The sequence below is a fragment of the Duganella sp. sic0402 genome (assembly GCF_019219065.1).
In the GTDB taxonomy this organism is placed as follows: Bacteria; Pseudomonadota; Gammaproteobacteria; order Burkholderiales; family Burkholderiaceae_D; genus Rugamonas.
Map to the genome: position 1 here is coordinate 696,840 of NZ_JAHUWK010000001.1, position 25,904 is coordinate 722,743.

The 25,904-nt window shown below is 60.9% G+C and carries 20 protein-coding genes; 7 read left to right on the forward strand and 13 right to left on the reverse strand.

What is annotated here, in order from left to right:
- From KW842_RS02950 to KW842_RS02975, 6 genes are read right to left on the reverse strand one after another with little or no spacing between them, the layout of a single operon-like run.
- Positions 1-189 (reverse strand): DUF5908 family protein, encoded by a 189-nt coding sequence (locus KW842_RS02950; protein WP_218302579.1) that lies wholly within the window; start codon positions 187-189, stop codon positions 1-3.
- Positions 186-731 carry a phage tail protein gene (locus KW842_RS02955; RefSeq protein ID WP_218302580.1) on the reverse strand — a complete coding sequence of 182 codons (546 nt, stop codon included), beginning with the start codon at positions 729-731 and terminating at the stop codon, positions 186-188. The genes KW842_RS02950 and KW842_RS02955 overlap by 4 nt, the downstream gene beginning before the upstream one ends.
- The gene (locus tag KW842_RS02960; protein WP_218302581.1) at positions 728-1,183 is read right to left on the reverse strand and encodes a phage tail protein; all 456 of its coding nucleotides are present in this window, start codon (positions 1,181-1,183) and stop codon (positions 728-730) included. The genes KW842_RS02955 and KW842_RS02960 overlap by 4 nt, the downstream gene beginning before the upstream one ends.
- Before the next feature lie 38 nt (positions 1,184-1,221).
- Positions 1,222-3,006, reverse strand: coding sequence for a phage tail sheath C-terminal domain-containing protein (locus tag KW842_RS02965; RefSeq protein ID WP_218302582.1), 1,785 nt, complete (start codon positions 3,004-3,006; stop codon positions 1,222-1,224).
- Between the two features lie 43 nt (positions 3,007-3,049).
- On the reverse strand, positions 3,050-4,237 hold the full coding sequence (locus KW842_RS02970) for a hypothetical protein (protein ID WP_218302583.1): 1,188 nt from the start codon (positions 4,235-4,237) through the stop codon (positions 3,050-3,052).
- A complete protein-coding gene (locus tag KW842_RS02975) occupies positions 4,234-4,830 on the reverse strand; it encodes a DUF4255 domain-containing protein (protein WP_218302584.1) in 597 nt (198 codons plus the stop codon). Before KW842_RS02975 ends, KW842_RS02970 begins: the two co-directional genes overlap by 4 nt.
- A 255-nt stretch (positions 4,831-5,085) precedes the next feature.
- Between KW842_RS02975 and KW842_RS02980 the strand changes: the two genes are divergently transcribed.
- Positions 5,086-5,775, forward strand: coding sequence for a hypothetical protein (locus KW842_RS02980; RefSeq protein ID WP_218302585.1), 690 nt, complete (start codon positions 5,086-5,088; stop codon positions 5,773-5,775).
- A 1-nt stretch (position 5,776) separates the two neighbouring features.
- Here the strand turns inward: KW842_RS02980 and KW842_RS02985 are convergent, their stop codons facing one another.
- The gene (locus KW842_RS02985; protein WP_218302586.1) at positions 5,777-6,565 is read right to left on the reverse strand and encodes a sigma 54-interacting transcriptional regulator; all 789 of its coding nucleotides are present in this window, start codon (positions 6,563-6,565) and stop codon (positions 5,777-5,779) included.
- Between the two features lie 273 nt (positions 6,566-6,838).
- On the opposite strand from KW842_RS02985, the gene KW842_RS02990 reads away from it, so the two are divergent.
- Positions 6,839-8,677 (forward strand): DUF4157 domain-containing protein, encoded by a 1,839-nt coding sequence (locus KW842_RS02990; RefSeq protein WP_229223451.1) that lies wholly within the window; start codon positions 6,839-6,841, stop codon positions 8,675-8,677.
- 229 nt (positions 8,678-8,906) lie between these two features.
- Entirely contained in the window at positions 8,907-9,935 is a 1,029-nt protein-coding gene (locus tag KW842_RS02995) for a hypothetical protein (RefSeq protein ID WP_218302587.1), read from the forward strand.
- Positions 9,936-9,947: 12 nt separating this feature from the next.
- Here KW842_RS02995 and KW842_RS03000 read toward each other — a convergent pair whose 3' ends face one another.
- From KW842_RS03000 to KW842_RS03010, 3 genes are all read right to left on the reverse strand, one after another.
- Positions 9,948-10,622: an Hpt domain-containing protein gene (locus tag KW842_RS03000; protein ID WP_218302588.1), complete on the reverse strand. Its 675-nt coding sequence runs from the start codon at positions 10,620-10,622 to the stop codon at positions 9,948-9,950.
- Positions 10,623-10,665: 43 nt separating this feature from the next.
- Positions 10,666-16,647, reverse strand: a complete 5,982-nt coding sequence (locus KW842_RS03005; RefSeq protein ID WP_218302589.1) for a response regulator — start codon at positions 16,645-16,647, stop codon at positions 10,666-10,668.
- A 144-nt stretch (positions 16,648-16,791) separates the two neighbouring features.
- A complete protein-coding gene (locus tag KW842_RS03010; RefSeq protein WP_218302590.1) occupies positions 16,792-17,052 on the reverse strand; it encodes an NHLP-related RiPP peptide in 261 nt (86 codons plus the stop codon).
- Positions 17,053-17,168: 116 nt separating this feature from the next.
- Between KW842_RS03010 and KW842_RS03015 the strand changes: the two genes are divergently transcribed.
- On the forward strand, positions 17,169-18,362 hold the full coding sequence (locus KW842_RS03015; protein ID WP_218302591.1) for a putative peptide maturation dehydrogenase: 1,194 nt from the start codon (positions 17,169-17,171) through the stop codon (positions 18,360-18,362).
- Between the two features lie 35 nt (positions 18,363-18,397).
- On the opposite strand, the gene KW842_RS03020 is transcribed toward KW842_RS03015, so the two are convergent.
- Positions 18,398-18,703: a carboxymuconolactone decarboxylase family protein gene (locus KW842_RS03020; RefSeq protein ID WP_218302592.1), complete on the reverse strand. Its 306-nt coding sequence runs from the start codon at positions 18,701-18,703 to the stop codon at positions 18,398-18,400.
- A 171-nt stretch (positions 18,704-18,874) separates the two neighbouring features.
- Between KW842_RS03020 and KW842_RS03025 the strand changes: the two genes are divergently transcribed.
- A complete protein-coding gene (locus tag KW842_RS03025) occupies positions 18,875-19,189 on the forward strand; it encodes a hypothetical protein (protein WP_218302593.1) in 315 nt (104 codons plus the stop codon).
- Between the two features lie 14 nt (positions 19,190-19,203).
- Here the strand turns inward: KW842_RS03025 and KW842_RS03030 are convergent, their stop codons facing one another.
- Positions 19,204-20,232 (reverse strand): AraC family transcriptional regulator, encoded by a 1,029-nt coding sequence (locus KW842_RS03030; protein ID WP_218302594.1) that lies wholly within the window; start codon positions 20,230-20,232, stop codon positions 19,204-19,206.
- Positions 20,229-21,122, reverse strand: a complete 894-nt coding sequence (locus KW842_RS03035; RefSeq protein WP_218302595.1) for a GGDEF domain-containing protein — start codon at positions 21,120-21,122, stop codon at positions 20,229-20,231. The genes KW842_RS03030 and KW842_RS03035 overlap by 4 nt, the downstream gene beginning before the upstream one ends.
- Positions 21,123-21,429: 307 nt before the next feature.
- On the opposite strand from KW842_RS03035, the gene KW842_RS03040 reads away from it, so the two are divergent.
- Together KW842_RS03040 and KW842_RS03045 are read left to right on the forward strand one after the other, a co-directional pair.
- Complete coding sequence (locus KW842_RS03040) at positions 21,430-23,994, forward strand: TonB-dependent receptor (RefSeq protein WP_218302596.1); 2,565 nt, start codon at positions 21,430-21,432, stop codon at positions 23,992-23,994.
- The gene (locus KW842_RS03045) at positions 23,995-25,857 is read left to right on the forward strand and encodes a phytase (RefSeq protein WP_229223452.1); all 1,863 of its coding nucleotides are present in this window, start codon (positions 23,995-23,997) and stop codon (positions 25,855-25,857) included. It abuts the gene before it with no gap.
- Positions 25,858-25,904 lie beyond the last annotated feature (47 nt).

Sequence of the window (25,904 nt, forward strand, 5' to 3'; positions counted from 1 at the left end):
TCAGCGCTCCGCCTTGCGCCGCAGTACCTGCAGCACTTCGCGCACACAGGCGCTGACCAGGGCCTGCTGCTGGGACGGACTGATGGGCGCGTCGTCGCAGCAGCCGTCCGCCGGCCGCGCCGCAGCGGCTGTTTCGCCAGGCTCGCGCACCGCGACCCTGACCCCGATTTCACCGATATTCAGACTCATTGCATCAGCTTTTCGTATTCAATCAACGCGCTCACCGGTGGCACCATGGCCAGCGCGTCGGTCAGTGGAAGGCGGGTGATGGTGGCGTAGGTAAATTCCAGCACCTCGGTCAGCACCTCGTTGCGATTGGCGTCGAACGGCCCGGTGACCCAGCGCACCGGCCACGCGCGGTACAGATTCCACGCCACCCGCGGCAGGCGGTCGGGACCGAGCAGCATCACCACCAGCGCCTGCGTCAGGATAGGCGCACCAAGGTTGGAGCCAACCGTCTGCGCCGCCCATTCGGACAGAAAGGAGGCGCGCGTGACGTAGCCGCGCCGCAGCACCAGGTTGGGGGTGGTGGTTTGCCCCGGCAACTGGTGGACGAAACGGTTCTCGCCGCCTTCCTTGACCGCTTCCAGTTCGATCTTGGCCTCCAATCCGGAAGCCTCCTGGAAACTGGCATCGGCTATGCTGCTCAGTTGCAGGGCCGTGCCGGTGCCCGCCACCATGACGGTAAAGAAGAAGCCCGGTGGCGGGCGGTAGCCGTTCTCGAATATCACGGTGCGGAAATGACCATGGTTTCGAAGGCCAGCTCGACGCTCTCGACCGCGACTTCATTGCCTTCCGACTTCAGCTCGGTGCCGGTGACCTTGATCGGGAAGGCGTTGTTGAGGGTCCACACCATTTTCGGCGCTGCCGTCTCGTCGAGCAGGCTGACCACGATGGTGACACGGGCGATGGTGTTCATCTTGATCTGGTTGAACCAGTCCCACAGCGCGGTGTCATTAATGAAAATGCCCTTGCGCAGGGTGACGTTGCCGACCTTGCCCAGGCCCGGCATTTTGATCGGATAAAAGCTGGGGCTGTCGCCGTGGCGGTATTCGATCGGCGTGACCTCGGTGCTGAGACCGGTCACTTCCTGGAAACTGACCACGCCCGCCGGCAAGCCGCTGACGGAGAAATAGAACTTGGGCAACGGCCAGATATTTGTGGATTGTACTTCACCTGCCATGATGGACTCCTGTAATTAAGATGGTCTGCTTACGCTGCTTACACGCCTTGCATGGTCTGACGGAAGGTCAGTTCGATGAACTCGGCAGGATGGATCAGTTGCACGGTGACGTTGACGATCATGTAGCCGTTCAGCACGTCGAGCCCGCTCATGGTGGTCGGCACGCCACAGGCCACGGTGAAGGCGTCGCTGGCCTTGTCGCCCATCAGCCCGCCGGCCTGCCAGAACTGGGTCAGGAAGTTGGAGATGCTGGACGTGACGGTGACCCAGGTACCGCCGTTGTTCGGCGCGAACACATACTGCTGCAGCGCCGCCTTGATCGATTGCTCGATGTAGATCAGGGTGCGGCGCACCTGCACATAGCGGTAGTCCAGGCTGTTGGCGTCGAGCGTGCGTGCGCCCCACACCACGGTGCCGCGGCCCGGGAAGGCGCGCAGGATGTCAATCGCGTTGCCGTTCAGCGGCGCGTTGTACTCGCCCTGCTGCTTGTCGGTGACGTCGACCTTGGGCGCGCTGATTTGTGCGAGCGAGACGTTGGCCGGTGCGTTCCAGACGCCGGTGGTGGCGTCGTTGCGGCTCCAGACGCCAGCCATCGCGCCGCTCGGCGGTGTGATATTGAGCTGGTCGGCCAGGATTTGCTCGATCTGGCCCAACAGCGGTACCGCGTTGGATATATACTGGTCTAGCGCCAACTGGTCGGCGGGGGCGATGGATGGCTTGTAGAGGCCATCGTTGACCAGCGACACCAGGCGCGCTACGCCGTTATCATCTTTGGTGGCCAGGCTGGTGGAAGTGCCGAACGGGGTGGTGCCAGTGACCGGGAAGGCGGCGCCGATGCGGGCCGCGACATCCTTGAATTTCGGCGTGAGCACCGTGGCCGTGCCCTCATTGCTTGGCTGGTACTGTTCCCAGGCACGCGAGGTCAGCAGGTTATTCATTAGCAAGGCACTCTCTTCGGTGCCGCTCAGGTTGGTGAAGTCGATATCGCTGATGCTCAGCAGCGTCGATTGCAGCGTTGGTCCATACGCTACGCCATAGCTGAAGGAATCGGCGGCCGGTGCAATCGCCTCCCAGAACCCCTTGACTTGCCCGTCCATGTCCGTCCATGCCTCGGGATCGAGCGCGCCAGGCAGGTCGAGCAGTGCAACCCGGTCTTGCAGCGAGCTGGCCTGGCGCATCATTGCTGTTGCCAGCGTGCTGTATTGGGAGTATTTGCCATTTTCCTTCGGCAATTGGCAGGCGTCCGGAATCACGATGATGGTCGGGCCTTTGGTGGTGCGGGCCACTTCCAGGCCTTTTTCCAGGTCGGCCAGCTTGATCTCGGTCGGCGTGGCGCCCAGGCCGGCGGTCGCTTCAAGCGCCCCGGTCAGGCTTGCTTGACCCCAGTAGTTGTTGACCGATACCACAAAGCAATCGCCCCCGCCGTTCGAATAAAACAGCTGTAATGCGGTGTAGAGATTGAAGCGGTAGGCCACTTCGTCGGAGGTAGCAACCAGGAAGCGGTTGTCGGCCGCCGGCTCGACTTTGTCCGCATTCACCGTCAGCGCTGTGGACTGAAAGTCAAACGCCTTATCGGCGAGCAATACGACGCCGCGCGCGTCAAAACCGCCGCCGAAGTAATTCTGGTAGTCAGCCATCGACCTGAGCGGAATCGCCTGGCCATACACCTGCTTCTGGCTGGACGGGTCGGCGGCGGTTTCGGTATAGCCGATGAAAATCGGCACGGCCGTCGGCACGCCGACGATGGAGGCCGGGAACGACGGGAATTCAGTCACGTAAACGCCTGGCGTTTTACGGTCCTTTGCTAGAGATGTGCTGGTCATGGGGCGTTTTCCTTCGGGTTAAAGTGTCAACAGTGGGGCCGCTTCAAACATAGATGTAAATCTCGGAAATTCCCTGGTCGGGGAATTGGGGGATCGCCCAGACCGGGTCGCTGGCCGCTACCGGCAGGCGGCTGATCCGCAGCGGATTTTCATGTCCGGCGCCATCCTGGCGGCGTCCGGTCAGAGAAAACGCGTAGTCCGAGCGCTGCCGCAGCGGCAGCGGGCTGTCGGCGCATAGCGCGATTGCGCTGGCGCCGCTGGGCAGTATCACCGGCGCCGCTGACGCGGTGAAATGGGTGCCGGCGCCGGTAATGCGCAGCCGCTGCAGCTGGCCGCCGGGTTCCTGCGACACCACCAAATACTGCCAGTAGGTGTTGCGCGCAGTGAACGGCAAACGGTATGCCGGCTGCGTCAGCACGGCAGGCTGCTTGGGCAGCGGCGTTTGTACCGGGTAGACGCCGGGGGAGTGCCCGGTCGGCCGGGTCAGCAGGATATCCAGCAGCAGCAATGCATCGATGTGCTGCGCCACATACAACACGGTGCGCGTCTGCAATACCGCTCCCGCCTCATCGATGGTGTCGATGGTGTAGCGGCCGAACGGCAGCGAGCTCATATTCAACCAGGCATAGCCGGCTGCATCGAAGATCACCGGGTCCTGGTCCTGCACCGGATAGACCACCGCGTGGCTCAGGTCGCGCACCTCGACATGCGCGCCCGCTGGTCCGCTCAGCGTCAGATCGCGTCCGACCACCGGGCATAGCGCCGCGCCGGTAACGAACTCGCCGGGGCACAACAACGCTGCTTCGTCCTGGACATGGGCATCGCGGTTGCACAGATACAGGTTGCGGTCAGCCAGGCAGGTGCCGATAGGCAGACGGGTGAAATTGATGAACGCCGAATTCTTGAGCCGCAGGCAAAAACTGAGCTTTTGCCAGAATGTGCTGACCACCTCGTCGGCGGCCGGGGTCAGCAGGTAATTGGCGAGCTGCGTCAGCCGGTCGCTCTGGATATACATGCTGAAGCCGTACTGCTCGGCACGGAAAACCATGCCCAGCTCGCTCATCAGACGGCGGCTGTCCGGCGTCGGTTCGACCACAAAATCCGGGCAGCAGTCCTGGCTGGCGGCGTAGTAGTCATGCGTAATCGCCACGCTGAACATTTTTTGCAGCGCCGGCCCGCTCGCTACGGGTGCGGCGAACTGCAAACGCGTAGGACGCGGGGCGGCGCTCATGACAGCGTGCCCGCAGCCGGTGTTTGTGCCGTCCCCATGCCGGTAGCCGGCTTGGCCAGCGCCTGCATGGCGCCCGCATCGAACGGCAGTTGGCGCAGTTTGTAAAAGGCGCTCGGCAGATATTTGGTGCCGAGGTTGCCCATGATGTAGCTAACGTCGATAGGCCCCAGCGTTTCCAGCTCCATCGCCAGCTTGTAGACCGGCGGCGCCAGGTCGGGACTGTTGTCTTGAGTGAAATACGGGCGTTGCTGGAAGAATGACAGCAACAGCGAAATCGCCTGCAGGCCTTCCGAATAGTTTTTGTCGGAGAAGTTGGCCATGAACATCAGGTGCAGGTTGACGTAGATCGGCGGGCTGACCACCGCATAGCCGTCATTGCCGCCGCGCGTAGCGCTATAGGTACTGACGGTGTTGTCGCGGGTGATGTTGTGCAAGGTCATGACGACCTTGTCCTTGATGTACTCGTTCACCGAGCCATCGTGATCGACCAGACTGGACAAGACCACCCACTCATCATTGCGATGATTCAGGTTCTGCATGTATTCGTTGGCGGCCTGGCAGATAACTTCCAGCGCGTTCCTGATATTCGACATGATCGGGGTTGGGGAAAGGTCGATTCAGCCGCCAAGATACGGTTGGCCGCAGTCATCCACCAGTAACAACGCAGTAACGGCATCGTAACAGCAGAGTAACGGAAGAGTCCGGAAGGTTTCCGGAAGGGCCCGGGACGGCGCCAATGCTATGTTCGATGCACACTACCGAACCGGAGAACCATCATCAACACTGCGCTATTTTCGACGACCAACACCCCGCTGCTAGCCGACGAGATTCGGGCTGCGGCGGGCAGGGTGATCGCCAGCCGTCAGTTTGCCAAGGCGCGCCGCTGTGCCGCGCTGCTCAATTACCTGGTGCAGAAACTGCTGACCGGCACGGTCGACTCGCTGTCTGAACACGATATTGGCATCGAGGTGTTCGGGCGTGATCGCAGCTCGTATCATACCTGCGACGACCCCATCGTGCGGGTACAGGTGGGACGTCTGCGCCAGCGACTGAGCGCATTCTATGCTGAGGAAGGCAGCGCCGAACGGGTGCATATCGAACTGCCGGCCGGCAGCTATGTACCGCGCCTTGCCTGGTGCGGCCAGCCGGTCGCGCCCAATGTTACGACCGGCGGCCCGCAACTGGCAATGCGGCCGCTGGCCTGCCTGAGCGATAGTCTGTCGGCGCGCACCTTCACCTCCGGTCTGAACGATGAATTGCAATATGGTTTGCACCGTCAACTAGCCGAGCGGCTGCTCGCCTGGAGCAGCCAGGATGCTGCCGATAGCGCGGCCCGCGAAGGCCTGCAAGTCCTTGAAGGTTCGGTGCGCCAGGACGCCACGCTGACGCGCGTCTCGCTGTGGCTGCGGCGCGCGCCAGGCGGTGAGGTAATCTGGCACGAGCAATTCGACGGCCGTTCGGACGGTTCCATTGCCGCCCAGGAGCATCTGGCCACGCTGTGCATCGCCTGCCTGCTGCCTTGCGTGGCTGCGCAGTAGTTCAGAACGAGGTGGCGACGGCGCCGCGGCGCGTCCAGTGGAAGCCTGCCTCAGGCGCGCTGCTGAAGTTGCTGTCGCCGTCGAGCCGTAGCACATTGGTTTCGCAGACCAGGAATTCCTGATGGATAAAATTCTCCAGTTCGCGCACATTGCCTGGCCACGGACTGGCGATCAGCATGGCTTCGAAGCGTGCCGACATGGTCTTGAGAGGCAAACCATATTGCTCGCTATAACGTTGCAGGAAGCAGTGCGCCAGCAGCATGGCGTCGCTGGCGCGCTCGCGCAGCGGCGGCATGCGCAGCGCCAGCACGTTCAGGCGATAGAGCAGATCGGTGCGGAACTTTCCGCTGGTCGCCAGTTGCCGCAGGCTGGCATTGGTCGCCGCCACGACGCGCAGATTGGCGCGGCGCATGCTCAAGCTGCCAGCGCAGCGGTAGCTGTGATCCTGAAGAAAACGGAGCAGGGCGGCTTGCGCTTCCAGGTTCAGCGCATCAACCTCGTCAAGAAACAGCGTGCCGCCCTCGGCTGCATCCACCAGCCCGCTGCGCTCGGCGTCGAACGCCGGCGCCTCCTGGCCGAACAGCTGGCGCTCCAGCGGGCTTTCGCCAAGCGCTGCGCAATTGACCAGGACAAACGGCGCCGCATTGCGCTCGCTCAGCGCATGAATGGTGCGTGCCGCCAATTCCTTGCCGGTACCGGTCTCGCCTTCGATTAATACAGTGGCGTCGACCTTGGCGAAGGTGCGTAAATGCGCCAGCGCGGTTTGCAAGGCCGGCGATGTTCCGATCAAGATTTGTTCCTGCAAGTCTGTCATGGCGGTCACCTCAGTCATGCAAAAAATTGTAAACAGCGTAAGGGCGCGAATTCTATTCAATTGTCACTTGCAACATATCTGGCCGTTTGGCTTTCCCCTAGCCCCTCAGTCGCGGCGGTGTTACGCGCTGTTACTTAACGCGCAAATACTTTGGCCGCATTCTGTCTACTTCGTTGCGCCACGCCTAGTGTTGCCGCTGGTCGTTTTCGGATTGGATTTCTTCTTTAAATAAAAGCCAGGGAAGCTGACATGAAAATGCATACCACGAAGGAAGGGACCGAACGCCAGGCTGGCGGCACTACTCAAAACGCGCAAGCGCAACACGGCGTCAATGCGGTGACACAAAACAGTGCCACTGCGGCGACGCTGCAGAGCTATCAACGAATGGCAGACCATTCATCCAAGTCTGTGCAACTGAGACAGTATGCAGCGATGGCGGGCAGGGCGGCTATGCAAGGAAAGTTTGATTCTGCCCAGAGCCAGGAGGAGGAGACCGCGCAATTAGCGGCCAAGCCGAACAATACTGGTTTGCCCGATCAGCTGAAGTCAGGCATTGAGTCGCTATCAGGCCAGAACATGGATCATGTAAGGGTTCACTACAATTCAACGAAGCCGGCGCAGTTGCAGGCACACGCTTATGCGCAGGGCAGTGAGATCCATCTCGCTCCGGGGCAGGAGCAGCATTTACCGCACGAAGCCTGGCATGTTGTGCAGCAACGTCAAGGTCGAGTCAAGGCAACCGCCCAAGCCAAAGACATCGCCATCAACGATGATGCTCAGCTTGAGAAAGAGGCCGACGTGATGGGCGAGCAGGCACTGCAAAAAGCGCCAATCCAGCATAAGCAGCATACCCAAACTTCATCATCGCAATCATCGAACGCGGTGGCCCAAGGACGCTTTTATGAAAAGACCCCCGGCGGCGCATTCGTTTGGTGGAACCGCCCCATCGCTCTGGCAGGTGGCGCCAAGAGCTGGCGGTCATTTATTGATCCGGCTACTGGAACCCAGCAGCAGCACAATGGCTACGGTGTCTGGTTTCAGTTTAATAAGGGCGGCACTGATCGTCAAAAGGTCAAGGGAACCCGCGCGGCTAACGGAAATACACCAGGGCTAACGCTGGGTGATCAGACCCATCCTTTGGCGCCAATGGCCTGGACGGGAAGCCGCAATTGGCCAGCCACTATGAAAGGCGTGAATTCGGCGCTAAACCTGCGGGGCGCTGTGCCGGGCGCCGCTCTCAGTCCAGGTAACACAGCTTGGGGGCACCAGGTGGCGATGCAGTGGGGCGGCCCCGCCGCGCAGTGGAATGCTGCTTCGGCGACAAATGATGGCGGTGCGAATCAAAATGCGCAGGAACAATACCAGACGGAAGTGGAAAATGCTGTAAATCGGGTCGCAGCATTACCTGGTCGTAATCTCGATGACTTCCGCATCAAACATACAGCATATATGTACAGTGGAACTCATGTGGCTAAATATATGCGCATCAAAATTTACTGGAGAAACGCTGCTGGCAATCATATTAAATTGGTTGATCAAGTCACGCCGGATTTTGCCTTGCATATGGCCGGCGGCGCGGGAGGGGGTGTTGCCGGGTTTGGTACACAGATAGCCAATCAATTAACGGCTGGCGTGGCATTGGCTACCCGCCGTCAGACCGATCCCACCACCGAAATGTCATGGAACGCTACGCCCACGGCGGCGCGTCCGAGGAAGTGTTTCCTTACCACTGCTTGTGTGGATGCCCGCGGACTGGCGGATGATTGTGAGGAGCTGTCAATACTCCGTGCGTTTCGCGATGGCCCAATGCAAGCACTCCCAGGAGGGGCTGCGCTAGTTCAGGAATATTACCGTATTGCGCCTGCCATCGTAGATGCGATACAAAGCCATCCGCATGCCGCAATGCTGCTTGATCGTTTGTATGGCGACTTGGTACAAGGGTCTATTCAATTGATTGGGGACGGTAAGTATGCACAGGCCATGGCGCATTATCGTTCTTGTGTACTTGCTATCAGGCAGCAACTTCAGGCAGAAACCAGCGCGAACAAAGAAGCGGGCTTGGCACATCAAGTCTCTGAGATAACCTGAAGGTTTCAAACACCTCTGTTTGATAAACTGACCCAAGGCAGTCTTTCTGAACAAAAATGAGGGCGATGCAGGCTGAGTTCCCAACCGAAAAGTTGTGCCGTGCATTGACGGTGTCGCGTAGCGGTTTTTATGCCTGGCTGAGTGCAGCGCCTTCGAAACGTGGCGCGATGACGAAATCCTGATTTTCGCATAATTTATATTATGTAAAATGAGAACTGGAGATAATACGATGAGAACGTACGCAAAGGATCAAAGGGAAACCACAACGGATCCGAATTTCCTGCAGACCGTTGCCAAACATGCTGCGCAATTGCATGGCGAATCGCCCAGTATCGCGGTGGACACGAGCGCCAAGTCGTCTGCACTGCAACGCCATCAGCGCATTGCGAACAACTCACCACATGCTGCGCAGCTAAGGCAACAGATGGAAATGATGGCTGGTGCCTTCCGCTCTACGGCATCTGCGCCGGTTCAGGTGCGGGAGAATTCGGCTCCCCCATCCGCGCTGCAGTTAAAGGGAAAACACAAACAACAAAAGGGAAAACACAAACAACACGTCGATGCAATCGACACAAGTGAACATGAAGGCCACCAAGGGAATATCCAGCGCAAGATGGTTGAAGTTTGCAAGGCACTGCTTGGTGACGCTGACGAATTGAAAGACTGGTTTAAAAACGTCGTCACCAATGGCTTATGCGGTGGATGGGCTGCGTTGCACCGGGCAGCCCCTGACTTATTGTTGGATGTATGGAGAACCCTTGAAGGCTGGAATGAGAGTGATGGAGTTGACGCCTTGACGGAAGAGGATCAAAAGAAAATTGTCACGGTAGTCACGACAGCTTACGACACGATGAATGCGCTTGAGCCAGAAGCAGAATACGGCGAATCTCCCGAACAAGTGCGCGAGTTGGGCGAGGCAGTTGTCCCTAAGCACACGAGCAAAGTGTCTAGCTTCACCTTGAGCATACCCGAGGCTGCCGGTGGCGGGCGACTGCTGTTAAATAAGATGCTTGACGAGCCCAAGGCAAAAAAAGCGGGGAATATCTGCACATTTCACATCGAAACCCAACGACACCACATGAGTATGCGAACGCGTGCTGTAAACGGCGAGGTCAGGATACTCGATATGGTCGAATCCGAGCGCCGTGGTGTCGTCATATTTCCAACCACGGCTGAGGCCATCGGGGTGCTTGATTCTGGCCTGTATCTGGCCCTCTCCAACTTCAAGGTCGAAGTCGAAGTGTTCCTCGATATGTGATAGTGTTTGAGGTTAAAACTGAGTTGCACGAAGTGTCTGCGTCAAGCTGCTCAGCAGCTTGACAGCGCCGTCAATATCGAGTTCCTCAAACTGGTCGATGATGGCTGTAGCGCTAGCGGCCAGTGGTCCGCTCTGCAACGCACCGGCTAGCTGTTCCAGAAGCGGGATGGCGGCATAATCGCCGTTTTCCAGCAAAGGTGCAATGCGCAACGCCAGCGCCAACGCCGCATCACGCCGCGGCGCACTTGACGCAGCAGTGTGTGCTGAGCCACCCGATCGCGAAACGACAAAACGCGACAACCCGTCGAGCACCTGCACCATGTCGTTCACAAAGGCTGCCATCAGCGCCGAAACCGCCTTTTCGTCGGCGGCGTATGCCGCTGTCTCAAGCGCGGCTGCAGAGACGGACAGGCCGCGAGCGCACAAGTAAGACGCGGCGCCTTTCAGCGTATGCGCAATGCGCCCCACTTCGGCATAGTCACCGGCCAGATGGCAAACCGCAATAGTTCGCGGCACTGCTGTATATTCGCGCAGGAAGGCCTGCGCCGCGCGTAGCAGCAGCGCGTGGTTGCTGCCCAGGGTGTGGTAAGCACCGGCAAGGTCTACGCCTGCCAGTTCGGGAAGTTCCGGCAAGACAGCGCCCTCCTCTGCTGCAGCTGCAGCGTCAATGGTCTTGGAGAGATTCATGCGCTGGCTCCCGTACCTGAACTGTGACGATGGCGGCGCGTGATCATGCGTTCAGCACCAATTCTTCAGCCCTGCGCCATAACACACGGTTGCGGCCCTCGCCCTTGGCATCGTAAAGATGCTGGTCCGCCGCCGCCAGCAGCGCTTCCATCGTTTCGCTCCGCCCAGGTGCAAGTGTTGCGCCACCGACGCTGATGGTAATGGTCGGCGCACACACCGACCCGTCGTGCTGGATCGCCAGTGCCTCAATTCCCTCGCGAATGCGCTCGCCGATCCGCATCGCTGCCGGTCGAGGCGTATCGGGTAGCACCAGCACAAACTCTTCCCCGCCGTAACGCGCCCCCAGATCGGCAGGCCGGCGCAAGTTGGCGCTCAAGACCCGGCTCACTTCACGCAGCACCTGGTCTCCCATCGCGTGGCCGTAGTGGTCGTTATATTGCTTGAAGCAGTCGACGTCGAGTAGCATCAGCGACAGTGTTGCGCCGTTGCGCTGCGCTCGGTCCCATTCGGCAGCGTAGTATTCATCGAAGCGGCGGCGGTTTGGCAGTTCAGTAAGGCCGTCGATATGTGCCTGTACTTCCAGAAGGTTGCGTTGCCGCGCTAATTGGAGGTGGATCGCTACGCGGGCCTTCACCACGGCCGGACTGAATGGCTTGGTGATGTAGTCGGACGCACCTATGCTCAGCCCCAGCGCCTCGTCGCTGGTGCTATCAAGACCGGTAATGAAGACCACCGGGATATGCGCGGTGCGCGCCTCGGCCTTCAGGCGGCGCAGGACTTCATGGCCATCCAGCTCTGCCATCATGACGTCAAGCAGTATCAGGGCTGGCTGGTGGCGTGCTGCCCATTCCACAACGTTGCGGCCGTTCTTCGCCACTGTAATGGTACATAGCGACTGCAACAAGTCGGCCAGCACTTCGCGGTTGATCGCATCGTCGTCGACAATCAGCACGCGCTGCAGTTCCGCTACCTCACGTTCACTGCCGAGATGCGCTGCTGATGCGGACACAAGCGCGCTTGCAGGCATGTCCATCAGCGCCCCAACCAGGGGCGCCAACAGCTCCGCCAGCGGCCCGCGCAGTTGACGTGCCTCGTCATCGCGGCCCTCGCGCAGTGCCTTTTCCAGCATGTCGCAGGCAACGGCCAGCGGCATTGCGCCGATGTATTCGGCCGATGATTTGAGCGTATGCACAAAGCGGAGTAAGGCGCCGTCGGCCAGCGCGTCTTCGTTGGCGAGCATCGTCTGTGCGGCAGCGCCGTATTCGTTTTTAAACCGCTCCAACACCTTGTTGAGTAATGCCGGGTTATGTCCGACACGGCTCAAGGCGCGTTGCCAATCGACGCCGGCGATGGATGGCAGACTGCTTGCCAGTGCATTGCTTTGAGCATTGATAGGGACTTCGGCAGCAATGGCAGCATGATCGCCAGCCACTACCTGCGTACGTGGCGTGATCCAGCGCAGCAGCGTATTCATCAACAACACTGGGTCGATAGGCTTGGTTAAATGGTCGTTCATGCCAGCTGCCATGCTGGCGGCATGATCGCCGCTCATGGCGTGCGCCGTCATGGCGATGATCGGCAGGCTGTCGTAGTTGGACATCGCGCGGATGGTGCGTGTCGCTGTCAGGCCATCCATGACCGGCATCTGTATGTCCATGAGCACCAGATCGTAGTGCATCGTCTGCACCATTTGTACCGCTTGCATACCGTCCAGTGCAACGTCGACGGTGATCGGCGCGTCGGCCAGGAAGTCCAGCGCCACATCGCAGTTAATGGCGTTGTCCTCGACCAGCAGCACCCGTGCGCCGGCCAGGCTGGAGAGGTCGCGCCCCTCGGCTGGCCGTACGCGGGCCACGCGCTCACCGCTTTCGGGCGATCTCAAAATATCGATCAGGCTATCATAGAGCAGCGATGGGATCACCGGCTTGATCAAGAAGCCGTCCAAACCGGCGTCATCGACTTCGTGCAGCACATCTTCGCGGGCATAAGCGCTGACCATCAGAATCGCCGGCGTGGCCGTGATGCGATCGTCGCTACGGATCCGGCGTGCGGTTTCAATGCCATCCCAGATCGGCATACGCCAATCCATCAGCACCACGTCGAAGGGCGTGCCAGCCGCGCTTGCTTCAAGCAATAACTCCATGGCGATCGGGCCGGACTCGGCGCTGCCGACAGCTTCTATGCCGAAGGATTTGAGTATGCTGCATAGCACTTCGCGGGAGGCGGCGCTGTCGTCGACCACCAAAACACGGTGATGGCCGAATGACGCTTGCCCACCCTGCGCCAATGCTGGCGCAATGCCGAGGTCCACCGTGAAGCTAAAGCGGCTGCCGACGCCAGCCTTGCTCTCGACGGCGATCTCTCCCCCCATCAACTCCACGAGCTGGCGTGAAATCGCCAATCCTAAACCGGTGCCGCCATATTTCCGGGTAATTGAGCTATCGACCTGCGAGAATGACTGGAACAGGCCGGCCAGTTGCAGCTCGGTCATGCCAATACCAGTATCGCTCACGGCAAAGCGCAATGTCGCGCCGGCCTTGCGCTGTTCGACCAGTTCGACGCTGACCACGATCTCGCCGCGTTCGGTGAATTTAGCGGCGTTACCGGTCAAGTTGAGTAGCACCTGTCCCAGTCGCAAGGGATCGCCCAGCAGCTGGCGCGGCACATCCGCAGCGATGCTGAAAATGACTTCGACACCTTTTTCTTCGGTCTTATGGGCGATCAGACCGGCAAGATTACCGAAGATTTCGTCAAGCTGGAACGGCACGTTTTCCAAGTCCAGCTTGCGCGCCTCTATCTTGGAAAAATCCAGGATATCATTGACGATGCCCAGCAGGTTTTCAGCCGACCACAGGATTTTGCCCAGGTAGCCGCGCTGCTTGTTGTCGAGCTCAGTGCGCAGCGTCAGCCGGGATAAGCCGATCAAGGCATTCATGGGGGTGCGGATTTCGTGGCTCATATTGGCCAAGAACTCGCTTTTGGCCAGCGACGCGGAAACCGCTTCGGCGCGTGCGCGCTCGATGAGGTCCAGCGCGCGCGCCTTCTGGAAGGCGGATACAAAATGCTCCTTCAAGCCGGTCAGCAATTCCTGGTCGCTTTCGTCGAAAGCCATGCTGTCGTGGCGGTTGCCGAACACCAGGTAGCCTTCGACGCGCTGATCGACCAAAATCCGCATCGCCAGTTGCGCGCCCTTCTCCGCGCCCTCGCCGTAGCTCAGGAAGATATCCTCGGCAATCGCACCGCTGGCCGGCGCGTAGCATAGCGCCGCCTGCTCAGCGTCCAACGCCGGGACATCTACGGCGACACCGTCGCGGCTCCACGCTGCGTGGACGGTAAAGTCGCCGCTTTCCTTGTCGCGCACCAGCGCGAAAGCCGTTTCGACACCCTCGATGATGGTCCCTTCCCGCAACATGGCTTCAAGCAGTTGGTCAAAGTCGACCTGTTCGTTGACCGACCGGACGATCGCGTTGAGTTTTTCCAGGTGCTGCGTACGCGACATGACACGCTCTTCCAGCACTTGCGTGGCATGTTTCAGCTTGCGTACTCGCCATGAGTACAAGCTCCAGGCCAGCAAGCCGGCCGCCAGTGCGTAGCCCAGCGTCGCCCACCAGGTCTGGTACCAGGCCGGCAGCACCCGCACGGGCAGCGTCAGTTCTTGATCGCTCCACTGGCCGATGCGGTTCGAGCCACGCACCTGCAACCGGTATTCGCCAGGCGGCAGGCTGGTGTAGGCGGCAACGCGACGCGTGGCGTCCATCTCAACCCAGTCGCGATCATAACCCTCCAGCCGATAACGGTAGCGGTTCTGTGCCGGCGCGGAAAAATCCAATGCGGCAAATTCGACTTCGAAACCCTGCACCTCCGGCGGCACCACCAACGGCGCTCCTGCAGCGTGCAAACGCCCTGGCGGGACCGACAACGCTCCCAGGTGAATCGCGCTCACGGCCACCGGCGGGCGCCAGTTCCAGGTGGCGATCCGGTCAGGGTGGATGGCGCTCAAGCCGCCGGCGCCGCCGAACACAACATCACCGTCTGCCGTCAGCGCGGCGGCGCCGACGTAATAGGCGCGGATGGCCAGGCCATCGGCACGATTCAGGGTGCGAACACGCAGGCTGTTGACGTCGGCCATGGCGATGCCGTCAACGGTGCTGATCCAGATGTTGCCCCGCGCGTCCATCAGCAGGCCGCAGGCATTCATATTGCTCAGACCGTCGGCAATGCCGATGCGGCGCCACTGCGGCTTGCCGGCCGCGTCACGCCCGGTCAGCACGTTGACGCCACCGCCGCTGCGGAGTGCCACCCATAGCCGTCCCTGAAGGTCCAGCGCCAGCCCGGAGACAAAGCCGGCCGACAACGCTGCGGGCTGGCCGGTCTCGAAAGGAATCCGTTCGATGGCGCCGCTGACGGTGTCCAGCTGATTCAAGCCATTGCGGGTACCGATCCAAAGTTTGCCGCCCGGCGCCAACAGCAGTGACTCGATGCGGTTGTCGGTCAGGCCAACGTCCTTGGTGGCGCCCTGCGTATAGCTTTTCAAGGCGCCGGTGAGCGGTTGATAGCGCAGCAGTCCATTGGTCGTGCCTAGCCACAGCGTATCGCCGTCGGCCACGATGCGTGAGACGCGCGGATACTTTTCCGGCTGGGGCAAGGCCACACGCCTGATCTGGCGGCCTTCTGCATCGGCTCGGTAAAGGCCGAGCTGGGTGCCGATCCAGACCTCGCTTTTCGGCCCTGCCCCTTGCGCCATGGACAAGGTAAGGCGAGCCGGCAGCGCGCTATCGGGTTTGCTGAGATCGGCACGCAGGGCGGCACGGCGCTTGCCGTCGGCGTCAATGATGTCGATGCCGCGATCAGCCAGTGCAAGCCATAGGCGATTCTGGCTGTCTGTCATGACAGCGGTGACGTCGGCGTCCGGTTGATCGATGCCGCCATAGGCCGTGTGAACTGCGCTCGATAGCGGGTCGTAACGGTCCAGGCTGCGCTCGGTGCTGACCCACATCAAGCCGCTGCGGTCGCGCAGCACTGCGGCGGTTCGGTCGTGACCGAGGCTGGTCGCGACTTGCGCCTGGTGACGAATGTGGCGTACCGCACCGGTGTCCGGGGCGTATTCGGTGACGCCGCCGCCGTAGCTGCCGATCCACCATATGCCGGGACGCAGTTCCTCGATCGACAGCACCATGTTATCGCGCAATTCCGGGGCAGCCGGAATATGCAGCACATTGCCTGTCACCGCCGCAGCTTCGACGACACCAATGCCGCTCCTGAGCGTGCCAAATATCACGCGGCCGCGGCTATCCTCGCTCAGCGCCAGTATGCTATCCACCCAGGCGCCGCCGTCGGGCCCTTTGACGGGTACTGCTGAAAGCTTGCCGGTGGCGGCGTTCAGCCGCGACAGCCCAGTGGCTGAGCCGATCCAAAGATTACCGTGGCTGTCGATACGCAGTGCCCGAATCTGGTTGTCACGCAGGCCGTCCTGAGACTTGGCGGCTGCGCGGTAGTGCGTGATGGCGCCGCTGGCAGGATCAAGATAATCGAGGCCACCGGCCGTACCGACCCAAACCCCGCCTCGTTTGTCGCCGGCGATCGCCGTCACGGAGTCGTGGCTCAAACCTTGGGCGCCAGATCCGTAGCGGACGAAGCGCTCCTCCTTCTGGTCGTATAGTGCAAGCCCTGCGAAGGCAGTGCCCACCCAAAGCCGGCCCAGCGGATCGCGGTGGGTGGTTTGCACGAAGTCGCCGGGCAGTGAACTGGGATTCGTGGCATCGTGCTTGAACACACGCATGCGGTAGCCGTCCCATCGTGCCAGCCCACCCTGCGTACCTAGCCAGATAAAGCCGTCGCCATCCTGCGTCATGGACATGACAATGGGATCGGGCAGACCTTGGTCAACGCCCAGGTGTTCGAAATGTGCTGTGGAAAGCTTATCCCAGCGGTCTTCGGCGACTTGCTGCGCACTGGCTGGGGCTATCCCTGACACGATCCATGCCATCGTCAGCGTGAGCAGCCAGTGAGCGGTGCGCAGGCTCATGCGAGCACCGGGATGATGGGATGGGTGTAGCGAATGACCATTTTGCAGACGTGCAGCCAGTACGGAGGGGAAGTTTTCAGAGGACCGATTCAGAGAACATCCGCAACGGCGATGGCCGCCGTTGCGTTGACGGTGAGGCGTGCGTCAGACGGTGCCTGCCAGGATGAACAGCGCCATGGCAACCGGGCTGCCCAGCTTCTCCTGCAGTGCTTCGCGGTTGGCTTGTATCACGTCCTTGGAAGGCAAGGTACGTACGTCCGGAATGTCGCCGGCACCAGCAGTAATGCCAATACTTGTCAACGCTGCGGTTGGCTGTTCCAGCAATTGGGCACGAAAATCATCGTCATTGGCAAGCTTGTTCAGAAGCGTATTAACAGCGTCTTGGGAGTGCGATGGCTGAGTCATGTAAAGCAACCTTTCGATAGTTAATGGTTATGATTTGTAAGGCAGAAATTATCCTACGTTACAATGGTATTAGCTGCAACATATTTTAAATCAAAGCATTATCAAGGACCGACTCCATGCTACTCAGACGCTGCGCGATTTTATATATGGAACCCCGCGAGGACCTCCACCTCGACCTCAAGGCCCTGTTCGCAGGAACCAGTGCGCTGGATTCATCGGTTCAATGGGTGGCGCTGGCGCCACACATCGGCCGCGAGCTCAATATCAACGCCGCCGAGATGATGGCATTGGGTAGGATTGGCGCGGCATTGTGGGTGGAACGCGCAGACTGCGAACAGCGCCACAGCGAGGAAGTTGTCGCCCGGCTGCTTGAGTTGGGATTACTGATAGCGCATGGCGGCGAACCCGACGAACCGGCACAGCTAGCCTCTGCTCGCGACCGCGACACAGCATTACGCGCGCAGCACTGGCATTCGCTGGCAGCCCTGACACACACATTTACGCGCTGGGAAGATGTTTGCGCGGAAACTGGCACCAGATTCCCGAGCTTCGATCTATTGCAGGCCGAATACGGCCCGCCCCCGCCGACCACGCTGGAGTTCGGAACGGAGGACCACGATGTCGTGCTGCCGGCACCGGCTGATGGAACACTCGACAAGGTGTTATTGAACCGATATACGTGCCGCAATTTTGACCCGGACGCCAGTTTGCCGCTTGCGTTGGCGGCGCGGCTGCTGCAGCGCACCTTCGGCGCCCAGGAACAACGTCTGATGTCACCCACGGCGACCGCGCCGGGAGCGCTGGCATTGAAGAAAACCAGCCCGTCCGGCGGCAGCTTGCATCCTATGGAAGCCTATATACTTGTGCAACGGGTTGATGGCGTGAGCCCTGGGCTATATCACTATCACCCGGTGCGTCATGTGCTGCAACCTCTGCGTACGCTGGACGCCGAGCAGGCCTACAAACTGGCGTTCGATGCCGTCGCCAACCAGCACTGGTTTGCCAACGCGCCGATGCTGGTGGTGATGGCCGCGCGCGTGGAGCGCAATTTCTGGAAATACCGCAAGCACGCCAAATCCTACCGCGCGCTGACGCTTGACGCCGGGCACTTGTCGCAGACCTTCTACCTGCTTGCTACGGAGGCTGGCGTGTCCGCTTTTATTACCGCCGCGATCAACGAAATCAAGGTCGAACAAGCCCTTGGGCTGGACCCGCTGAAGCATGCTGTCATCGCCATCTGCGGCTGCGGCTACGCGGCGGCGGAAACAACGATGGTGGAATTTCGCCAGGGGGACCTGACCGGGTGGTAGTTGTCCTCACTGGACCTGGTGTTGGCATCTTGGCTTTACTGATCGTAGGCTTCCACGGCTGCTGGCAACGCACTAATGACTACCGCGCCAGCAGCCGGCAATCCGAGCAGCACCGCGCTGATCACCTCCTGCCGCGATGCGCCCAGTGATTTGGCCGAAAGCACATGAAACGGGATGCCTGAGGTATTCCCCAGTGCGGCAAGCACCGCGATGTACGCCAGTTCTTCGGTTTTCTTATCCAGCGCACTGGCTTTGTCCAACTCTTTTACCGTCTGCATCCACGCCTGTGCTTGCGCTGGGGCTTCTTGCGTGAACATGGCGTAGGCTTTTGAAATGCCCATGGCGATCTCCTTTAATGAATTCCGTAACGATACACGCCAATGCGGCTGGCGCGGCATTAAGGCCATTTTAGGCATGAGCGCGCAATCATCGCTGCGGGCTTCACGCGAAATATTGGTGGTTTGCTGACGATCAGATACAATTATCGTGACGCGTTACCTTAAAAGGAAACCATGAAGCAAGCGGCAGATAACAAGCCACTGGAACCGGATATGCCTGTCGCCAAACGTGGGCGCGGACGGCCCATCACCGGCAAGGCCGTAAGCAGCGCCGAGCGCCAGAAGGCTTATCGTGATCGCAGGCGCGAAGAAAAAGCCGCGATTATTATTTCTCGTAACGCGTCACAAGAAATGCCACCGGACGATGGCTCCCCTCGCCGCCTGATCGCCGAGCTGGACAAAGCGCATAAAACGATCGAACAGCTGCGTCACGATAATGATCTGCTGCTGCGTGAGCTGGCCGTGTTAAAGAAACTTCTTAAATCGTAACGCGTTACATTAATTTAGAATTGCAGTAGCGCGTCACGCAACAAGCTTGGCGCCAGCCCGGTCCAGCGCTTGAAGGAGCGGCGGAAATTGGTGGCGTCGTGGAAGCCGAGGTACTGCGCCACCGCTTCGTTGTCATAGCCGCGCATCTGGAACAGCTGCATGGCGACGTGCGCCCTCACCCGGTCCAGTTCCGCCTGAAAGTGGCTACCGTGCCGCGCCAGGTGGCGTTTCAGCGTCGCCGGACTGGTGCCGAAAGCGGCCGCGCTGCCTTCCAGCGTCGGGCCCATGCGGATATTTTCCAGCAGATAGTCATACAGCGCCGTCAGCAGGCTGGGCGTCAGCGCCGGCGCGTCGCTTGCCATGCTTTGCAATGCGACTGAGGCCGCCATCGCATTGCCGCGTGGCCAAGGCCGGTCCAGCCAGGCGGGATCGATCAGCATCGCGTCCAGGTGGCAATTGAAACGCAGGTCGCTGCCCAGATGCATCTGGTGCTGCTCCACATGCGCCGGTGCGCTGCGGTTGATGCAGTATCGCCAGGGCAGACGCTCGCCGCTGAGCCAGCGGCACATGGCGGTCACGGCGGTCATATGCATTTCCACCAGCGCTGGCAATTGGCTTGGGGCGCTAAAGCTGTCGGTCCAGTACAGCACGGCCAGGCCGCCTTCTTCGCGAAACCGCGGCGTCAGCAGCGGGCAAAGCCGTGCGTGGCCGGCGCACAGGATGTCCAGCGCCTGCCGCAGATTCTGCGCTTGCAGCAGCGCGTGGCTCAGCGCGCCGTCATGGCCGGGCAGCATTTGCTGGCCAAGCATGAAGCTGCTGTCCGGGCTGGCCAGCGCGCGCATGATGTTGGCGAGTAGTTGCAGGTATTCCTGCGGCGTCAGCAGGCAATCGGCGGCCGGCATGTCCCAGTGAGACAGGCCGGTGCCGCGCAGCAGCTGGTCGCCGCTGTGATGCAAGTCCTGGCTGCAAGCGTAATCCAGCACCAGCGCCGCATGGTGGCGCGCCGGGATGAAGCGCTCAGCGCTTTGCCGGTAAGCGATCACGCAACCGCTCCGGCTGCGCGCTGCTCGGCTTGCAGCGCCAGGTCGCGGCTCAGCTGCGCCAGCAACTCGTCCGGTGCGGTGCTTGCGGCGGCGGTGGCATGGCGGACGCTGATGTGGACGCGTCCGTCCTTGGCGTGGTGGCGCATCTGGCCGACCATCGCCGACAAATGGCGGGCCAGCGCTTCAGCTTCGGTCACGCTGGTGTCGGGCATCAGCAGCGCGAAGCGGTCACCGGCGTAGCGGCACAGCAGGTCATCATTACGCAAATTCAGCAGCAGCATGTGGCCGACCGCCTGCAAGACGCGATCGCCTTCGCGCTGGCCGAATTCTCGGTTAATCCGGTGGAAGCCGTCGATGTCCAGCAGCACCAGCGCGCATTGCTGCCCCGGCCGGTGCGCCTGCTCGTGCTTGATCTGGCGGCGCAGGTAGTCGGCGTTGGCAAGCTGGGTAATGCGGTCGAAGGCACGGTGGTCGCGGAACAGGCGCTCGCGCTTCTGCAAGTGTTCGTTGAGACGGAATTGTTCGTGGCGCCAGTAGTACATGCCGCAGGTGACGAACAGCATGCCCAGCGGCACCAGCGCCTCCAGCCAGTGATCCCAGCGTGCCGTTTTACTGATCGCGTAGAACTCGTCCATGCAGTCGGCAAAGGAGCCGATCATGATCATGGCCAGGCCGCCCGCCAGCAGTCTGGTCACCAGGCCGCCGGGGCGGCTGCTCAGCGTGAACAGCACCCAGCTTCCGGCCATGACGGCGGTGCCGCCTTCGCTGACGATGTCGGTCCACTTCCACAGATGGAAAGGCTTGGCGACCCCCAGCGTTGAGTACAGGAAGACGCAAGCCACCAGGGCAAGGCCGGAAACGATCAGCGTGAAGCGGTGTAATTGCAGCATAGGGATGGCTAGGACGTGATGGGTGCGCGCGCAGCTTAGCCCTGCTTTATGACCTGGGTGTGACAAATAACCACATTGGCAGATATCCAACACTTGCACGCTAACAGGTGCAAACAGCTCACTCGCCTTCGCCAATCTGCGGCCATATGCGCCGCGCACCCGTCAGGCAGACGAACGCAACAGGTCATTCAAGCTCATTTGCGCTCGGGATAGGCTGTTTGCCTCCATCGGTATGACAAGCTGTCACGCAATTGACATATTGGCTACCTAGAATCCGCTCCGTTCTCTATCTCACTGACGGTAACCAATGAAAACTACTGCACACAAGAATTCGACTCCCCGCCTGTCGGCCCTGACCGTCGGCGTGCTGACCATGCTGGCTGGCGTGAATCACGCCGCCGCCCAGACCGGCGCGCAAGCGGAGACCAGCAATGCCGCCACTGCACTGGCCGCCAGCGCCAACAGCGTGGTCATCGCCGGCCAGCGCTCCAGCCTGCGCAACGCCATCGCGGCGCAGGAAAAGGCCGACAACATTGTCAGCGTCATCAGCAGCGATGACATCGGCGGCTTGCCGGATAAAAATGCCGCCGAAGCGCTGGCCCGCCTGCCGGGCGTGTCGGTGCAGCGCGACCAGGGCGAAGGCCGCTACGTCAGCGTGCGCGGCCTGGGCCCGGACCTGAACGCAGTCACCATCAACGGCGCGCTGGTGCCGTCGCCGGAAGCCGGCCGCCGTGCCGTGGCGCTGGATGTGTTGCCAGCCGGCCTGATCCGCTCGCTGGAAGTCAGCAAGACGCTGACGCCTGACCAGGATGCCAACTCGCTGGGCGGCACGGTCGAGGTCAAAACCCTGTCCGCCTTCGACCTGCCAGGCAAGCTCTTGTCCGGCGCGATAGGCGCCAGCCGCGACCAGAATATCGGCAAGACCAGCCCGAACGGCAGCATCCTGTTCGCCGACCGCCTCCTGGACGGCAAACTCGGCGTCGCTGGCGGCCTGAGCTTCGAGAAACGCGAATTCGGCTCGGATAACGTCGAAACCGGCGGTGCCTGGGATGAAGGCAAGCTGGCCGGCGTCGAGCTGCGCGACTATCTGCCGACCCGCGAACGCCGCGCCGCCGCGCTGAACCTGGATTACCGCGTGGATGACAACAGCAAATACTTCCTGCGCAGCTTTATCAGCGACTTCAGCGATGACGAAGTACGCGATCGCCTGACCATCAGCAACGTCGCCGGTGGCGGTCTGGCGGTCGGTCAAACCGCCGCCGCCCGTGGCGAACGCCGCCTGCGCCAGCGCAAATACACGCAAACCATCAGCTCGGTGGTGGCCGGTACGGAACACAAATGGGATGGCTGGAAGCTGGAAGTCTCCGGCGGCATGAGCAAGGCCAAGGATGATGCGCCGGAGTCGATCAACGATGCGCGTTTCCGTGGCAAGAGCAACTTCAGCAACGTCGGCTTCACCGATACCCAGATCCCGCGCCTGACTGGTCCGGACGGCCTGTATGACGCCAGCAACTACAAGCTGAACTCGCTGGCGCTGAAGCAAAGCTACGCAGAAGATAAAGAGCATCACATCCGCTTCGACCTGGGCCGCAAATACGACCTCGGTGAAGGCACCGGCAAGTTCAAGTTCGGCGCCAAGCTGAGCCGCCGCGAGAAGGATAACAACACCGAAGTCTGGTCTTACAGTAGCAGCCAGATCGGCAGCGCCAGTACCGCCCTGGCCGACTACGTAAGCGGCAGCGAGCTGGATTTCAAACTGGGCCGCATCGGCAAAGCCATTGATCCCGCCAAAATCCGCCAGCTGGCGTCCGGCCTGAGCCGCGCCAAAGCCCGCGTGCTGGTTGACTCCACCGTCGACGACTACGGCCTGAAAGAAGACATCGACGCTGGCTACCTGCAACACAGCTATGACATCGACGCCTGGCATCTGTTGGCCGGCGTGCGCGTTGAACGCACCCGTTTTGAAGCGGCCGGCAATAACATCAACGAGGAAGATGAAACCATCTCCGCCGTGAGCCGCAAGCGCTCCTACAACAACTGGCTGCCGACGCTGCAAGCCCGCTATGACCTGGATGGCAAGACCAGCGTGCGCGCCGCCTTGACCCACTCGGTGGTGCGCGCCAACTTCGATCAGCTGAAGCCGGGCATCAGCCAGTCCAGCGACACCGAAGCCACCATCGGCAATCCGGATCTGGCGCCGTTGAAATCGACCAATCTGGACCTGGGCATCGAGCGCGTGCTGGGCGAGGATGGCGCGGTATCGGCTTATGTGTTCCACAAGGGAATCAAAAACTTCACCTACACCACCAACCTGGCGGGCAGCGGCGCGTGGGCCAACTACAGCTCGGCCATCACCTACGCCAACGGCGACAAGGCCAGTGTGAAAGGTATCGAACTGTCGTATATGCAGCCGCTGCGCATGCTGCCCGCACCGTTTAATCACCTGATCGTTGGCGCCAACGGCAGCATCACCCGTTCGGATGCCAACATCGCCCGCTTCGATACCGACGCCAAGCGCATGCGCTCGCGCAGCATCAACCTGCCGGGCCAGTCGGACCGCGTGATGAATCTGATGCTGGGTTATGAAGACGGCCCGCTGAGCGCGCGTATCGCAGTCAACTACAAGTCGCCATACCTGCTTGAACTGGGCGATGACATCCTCGATAGCAAGCAGGACCGCATTGTCGATACGCAGAAACAGGTGGACTTCTCGGCCTCGTACCAGCTGACCAAGCAATTGCAGCTGAATTTTGAAGCCGCCAATCTGAATCACGAGAAGTATTACACCTACCTCGGCAGCAAGGCTTACAACGCACAGTATGAGCAATACGGCCGCACCTATAAACTGAGCCTGAAAGTGAGCCTGTTCTAAATGATGAAATCGTTTATCACCACCGTTGTTCTGGCCGCGCTGGCGACGAGCGGCCAGCCGGTTCAGGCCGCGACCATGCTGCCAGGCCTGACCGCCCAGGCGCACGAGCTGTCCGCGCTGCCGGGCGGCGGCTGGCTCAGCATCGACAAGACCGCGCTGCGCCTGCTGGATGCGAACGGCAAGGAGCGCGCCCACATCATGGTGCGCGCCAAGCATCTGGACACCCGTCCGCAAGGAAAGAATGTGCTGGCGGTTATCGTCGACGCCAACAAGGAACAGGCCGTTCCCGTGCTGGTGGACGTGCAGGCCGGCACGCTGACAGCGCAAGCGCCCTTCCCTGCGCCAGCCTTCGGCATCGAATCGGCCTGCCTGTACCGCGACGCACAGCAGCTGGACCATCTGTACCTGCTGGCCAAGGATGGCCAGGCCGAGCAGTGGGTGATGCAGGGCGACAAACGCCTGCAAGTCCGCAAGCTGGCCCTGCCGCCGCACAGCAAACATTGCCGCGCCGACGACAGCGCACACCAGTTGCTGGTCAGCGAGGAAAGCGCCGGACTGTGGGCCTACAACGCGGATGCAGAAGGCGTGCCCAGCCGGGAGGCGGTACTGCTAAAGCGCCCCTACGGTACGCTGGAAAAAGGCGCTGGCGCGCTGACTGTGGTGCCGGGCGGCGTGGCGCTGCTGGACGCCAAAGGCAAGCAATTGCATCTGCTGCGCCGCGATGGCGGTAAATGGAGCAATGTTTCCGCCACTGACACCGGCTTCAAAGGCGCGGAGCAACTGGCTTCGACGCTGGGCGCCGATGGAAAATTGCAATTGCTCATGGGTGGCGAAGATGCCGGTGGCTGGCAAGTGCGCACGCCGGCCTGGACTGGCGCGGCTGTGCCGGCCAGCGACGGCAAGGCCATCGTGATGGCGCGCACCCAGACCGAACCGGTGGCGCGCCAGGGCGATGCGGCCGATGATCCCGCCATCTGGCGCAATCCCGCCGATCCTTCCGGCGCGCGCATCCTGGGCACCAACAAGAAGCAAGGCTTGCTGGTCTACGACCTGCAAGGCAAGGAATTGCAACTGCTGGAAGTCGGCAGGCTGAATAACGTGGATGTGCGTCAGGACGTGACCGTTGGCGGCCGCAAACTGGATCTCGCGGTCGCCACACAACGCGATGAGAACAGCGTCATGCTGTTCGCCATCGACGCCCAGGGCAAGGTAACGACGGCAGGCTCCTTCCTGACCGGCCTGAAGAATATCTACGGCATGTGCCTGTATCGCCCAGCGGACGGCGGCCTGGAAGCCTTCATCAACGACAAGGATGGCACTTTCCTGCAATATCGTGTGGAAGCCAGCGGCAATGCGATTTCCGGCAAACTGCTGCGCCGCTTCAAGGTCGATACCCAGCCGGAGGGCTGCGTGGTGGATGACCGCAACCACCGCCTGTTCCTGGGCGAAGAGCGACGCGGCGTGTGGACTGTGTCGGCCAAAGGCGATGCACCGGCCAAGCTGAGCATGATCATGCCGGTCGGTCCGCAACTGGTGGCCGATGTGGAAGGCATGGGCATCTACCACGGCGACAAGGCGGACTATCTGGTGGTGTCCAGCCAGGGCGACAACAGCTATCTGGTGATGGACGCCAAGCCGCCATACAAGGTGCGTGGCAGCTTCCGTGTCGGCTACAACCTGGTGGCCGGGATCGACGGCACCTCGGAAACTGATGGCCTGGAGGTCAGTTCGGCCAACTTCGGCGGCCCGTACAGCAAAGGCATGCTGGTCATCCAGGATGGCTACAAGCGCCTGCCGGATGGAGCGCAGAACTTCAAGTATGTCTCCTGGGACGATGTGGCCAGGGCCTTGAATCTGGACTAAGCAGCGCAAGCCCGCCTCCCGGCGGGCTTTTCGCTTATGAGCGCTAG

What these genes read in the sequence shown, in the direction of transcription:
- KW842_RS02995 (WP_218302587.1), top strand. Translation starts at nt 8,907, where the DNA reads ATGAGAACGTACGCAAAGGATCAAAGGGAAACCACAACGGATCCGAAT.
- KW842_RS03020 (WP_218302592.1), bottom strand. Translation starts at nt 18,703, where the DNA reads ATGGGCATTTCAAAAGCCTACGCCATGTTCACGCAAGAAGCCCCAGCG.
- KW842_RS02950 (WP_218302579.1), bottom strand. Translation starts at nt 189, where the DNA reads ATGAGTCTGAATATCGGTGAAATCGGGGTCAGGGTCGCGGTGCGCGAG.
- KW842_RS03005 (WP_218302589.1), bottom strand. Translation starts at nt 16,647, where the DNA reads ATGAGCCTGCGCACCGCTCACTGGCTGCTCACGCTGACGATGGCATGG.
- KW842_RS03010 (WP_218302590.1), bottom strand. Translation starts at nt 17,052, where the DNA reads ATGACTCAGCCATCGCACTCCCAAGACGCTGTTAATACGCTTCTGAAC.
- KW842_RS02990 (WP_229223451.1), top strand. Translation starts at nt 6,839, where the DNA reads ATGAAAATGCATACCACGAAGGAAGGGACCGAACGCCAGGCTGGCGGC.
- KW842_RS03000 (WP_218302588.1), bottom strand. Translation starts at nt 10,622, where the DNA reads ATGAATCTCTCCAAGACCATTGACGCTGCAGCTGCAGCAGAGGAGGGC.
- KW842_RS03040 (WP_218302596.1), top strand. Translation starts at nt 21,430, where the DNA reads ATGAAAACTACTGCACACAAGAATTCGACTCCCCGCCTGTCGGCCCTG.
- KW842_RS02975 (WP_218302584.1), bottom strand. Translation starts at nt 4,830, where the DNA reads ATGTCGAATATCAGGAACGCGCTGGAAGTTATCTGCCAGGCCGCCAAC.
- KW842_RS03035 (WP_218302595.1), bottom strand. Translation starts at nt 21,122, where the DNA reads ATGCTGCAATTACACCGCTTCACGCTGATCGTTTCCGGCCTTGCCCTG.
- KW842_RS02970 (WP_218302583.1), bottom strand. Translation starts at nt 4,237, where the DNA reads ATGAGCGCCGCCCCGCGTCCTACGCGTTTGCAGTTCGCCGCACCCGTA.
- KW842_RS03045 (WP_229223452.1), top strand. Translation starts at nt 23,995, where the DNA reads ATGATGAAATCGTTTATCACCACCGTTGTTCTGGCCGCGCTGGCGACG.
- KW842_RS03025 (WP_218302593.1), top strand. Translation starts at nt 18,875, where the DNA reads ATGAAGCAAGCGGCAGATAACAAGCCACTGGAACCGGATATGCCTGTC.
- KW842_RS03015 (WP_218302591.1), top strand. Translation starts at nt 17,169, where the DNA reads ATGCTACTCAGACGCTGCGCGATTTTATATATGGAACCCCGCGAGGAC.
- KW842_RS02960 (WP_218302581.1), bottom strand. Translation starts at nt 1,183, where the DNA reads ATGGCAGGTGAAGTACAATCCACAAATATCTGGCCGTTGCCCAAGTTC.
- KW842_RS02965 (WP_218302582.1), bottom strand. Translation starts at nt 3,006, where the DNA reads ATGACCAGCACATCTCTAGCAAAGGACCGTAAAACGCCAGGCGTTTAC.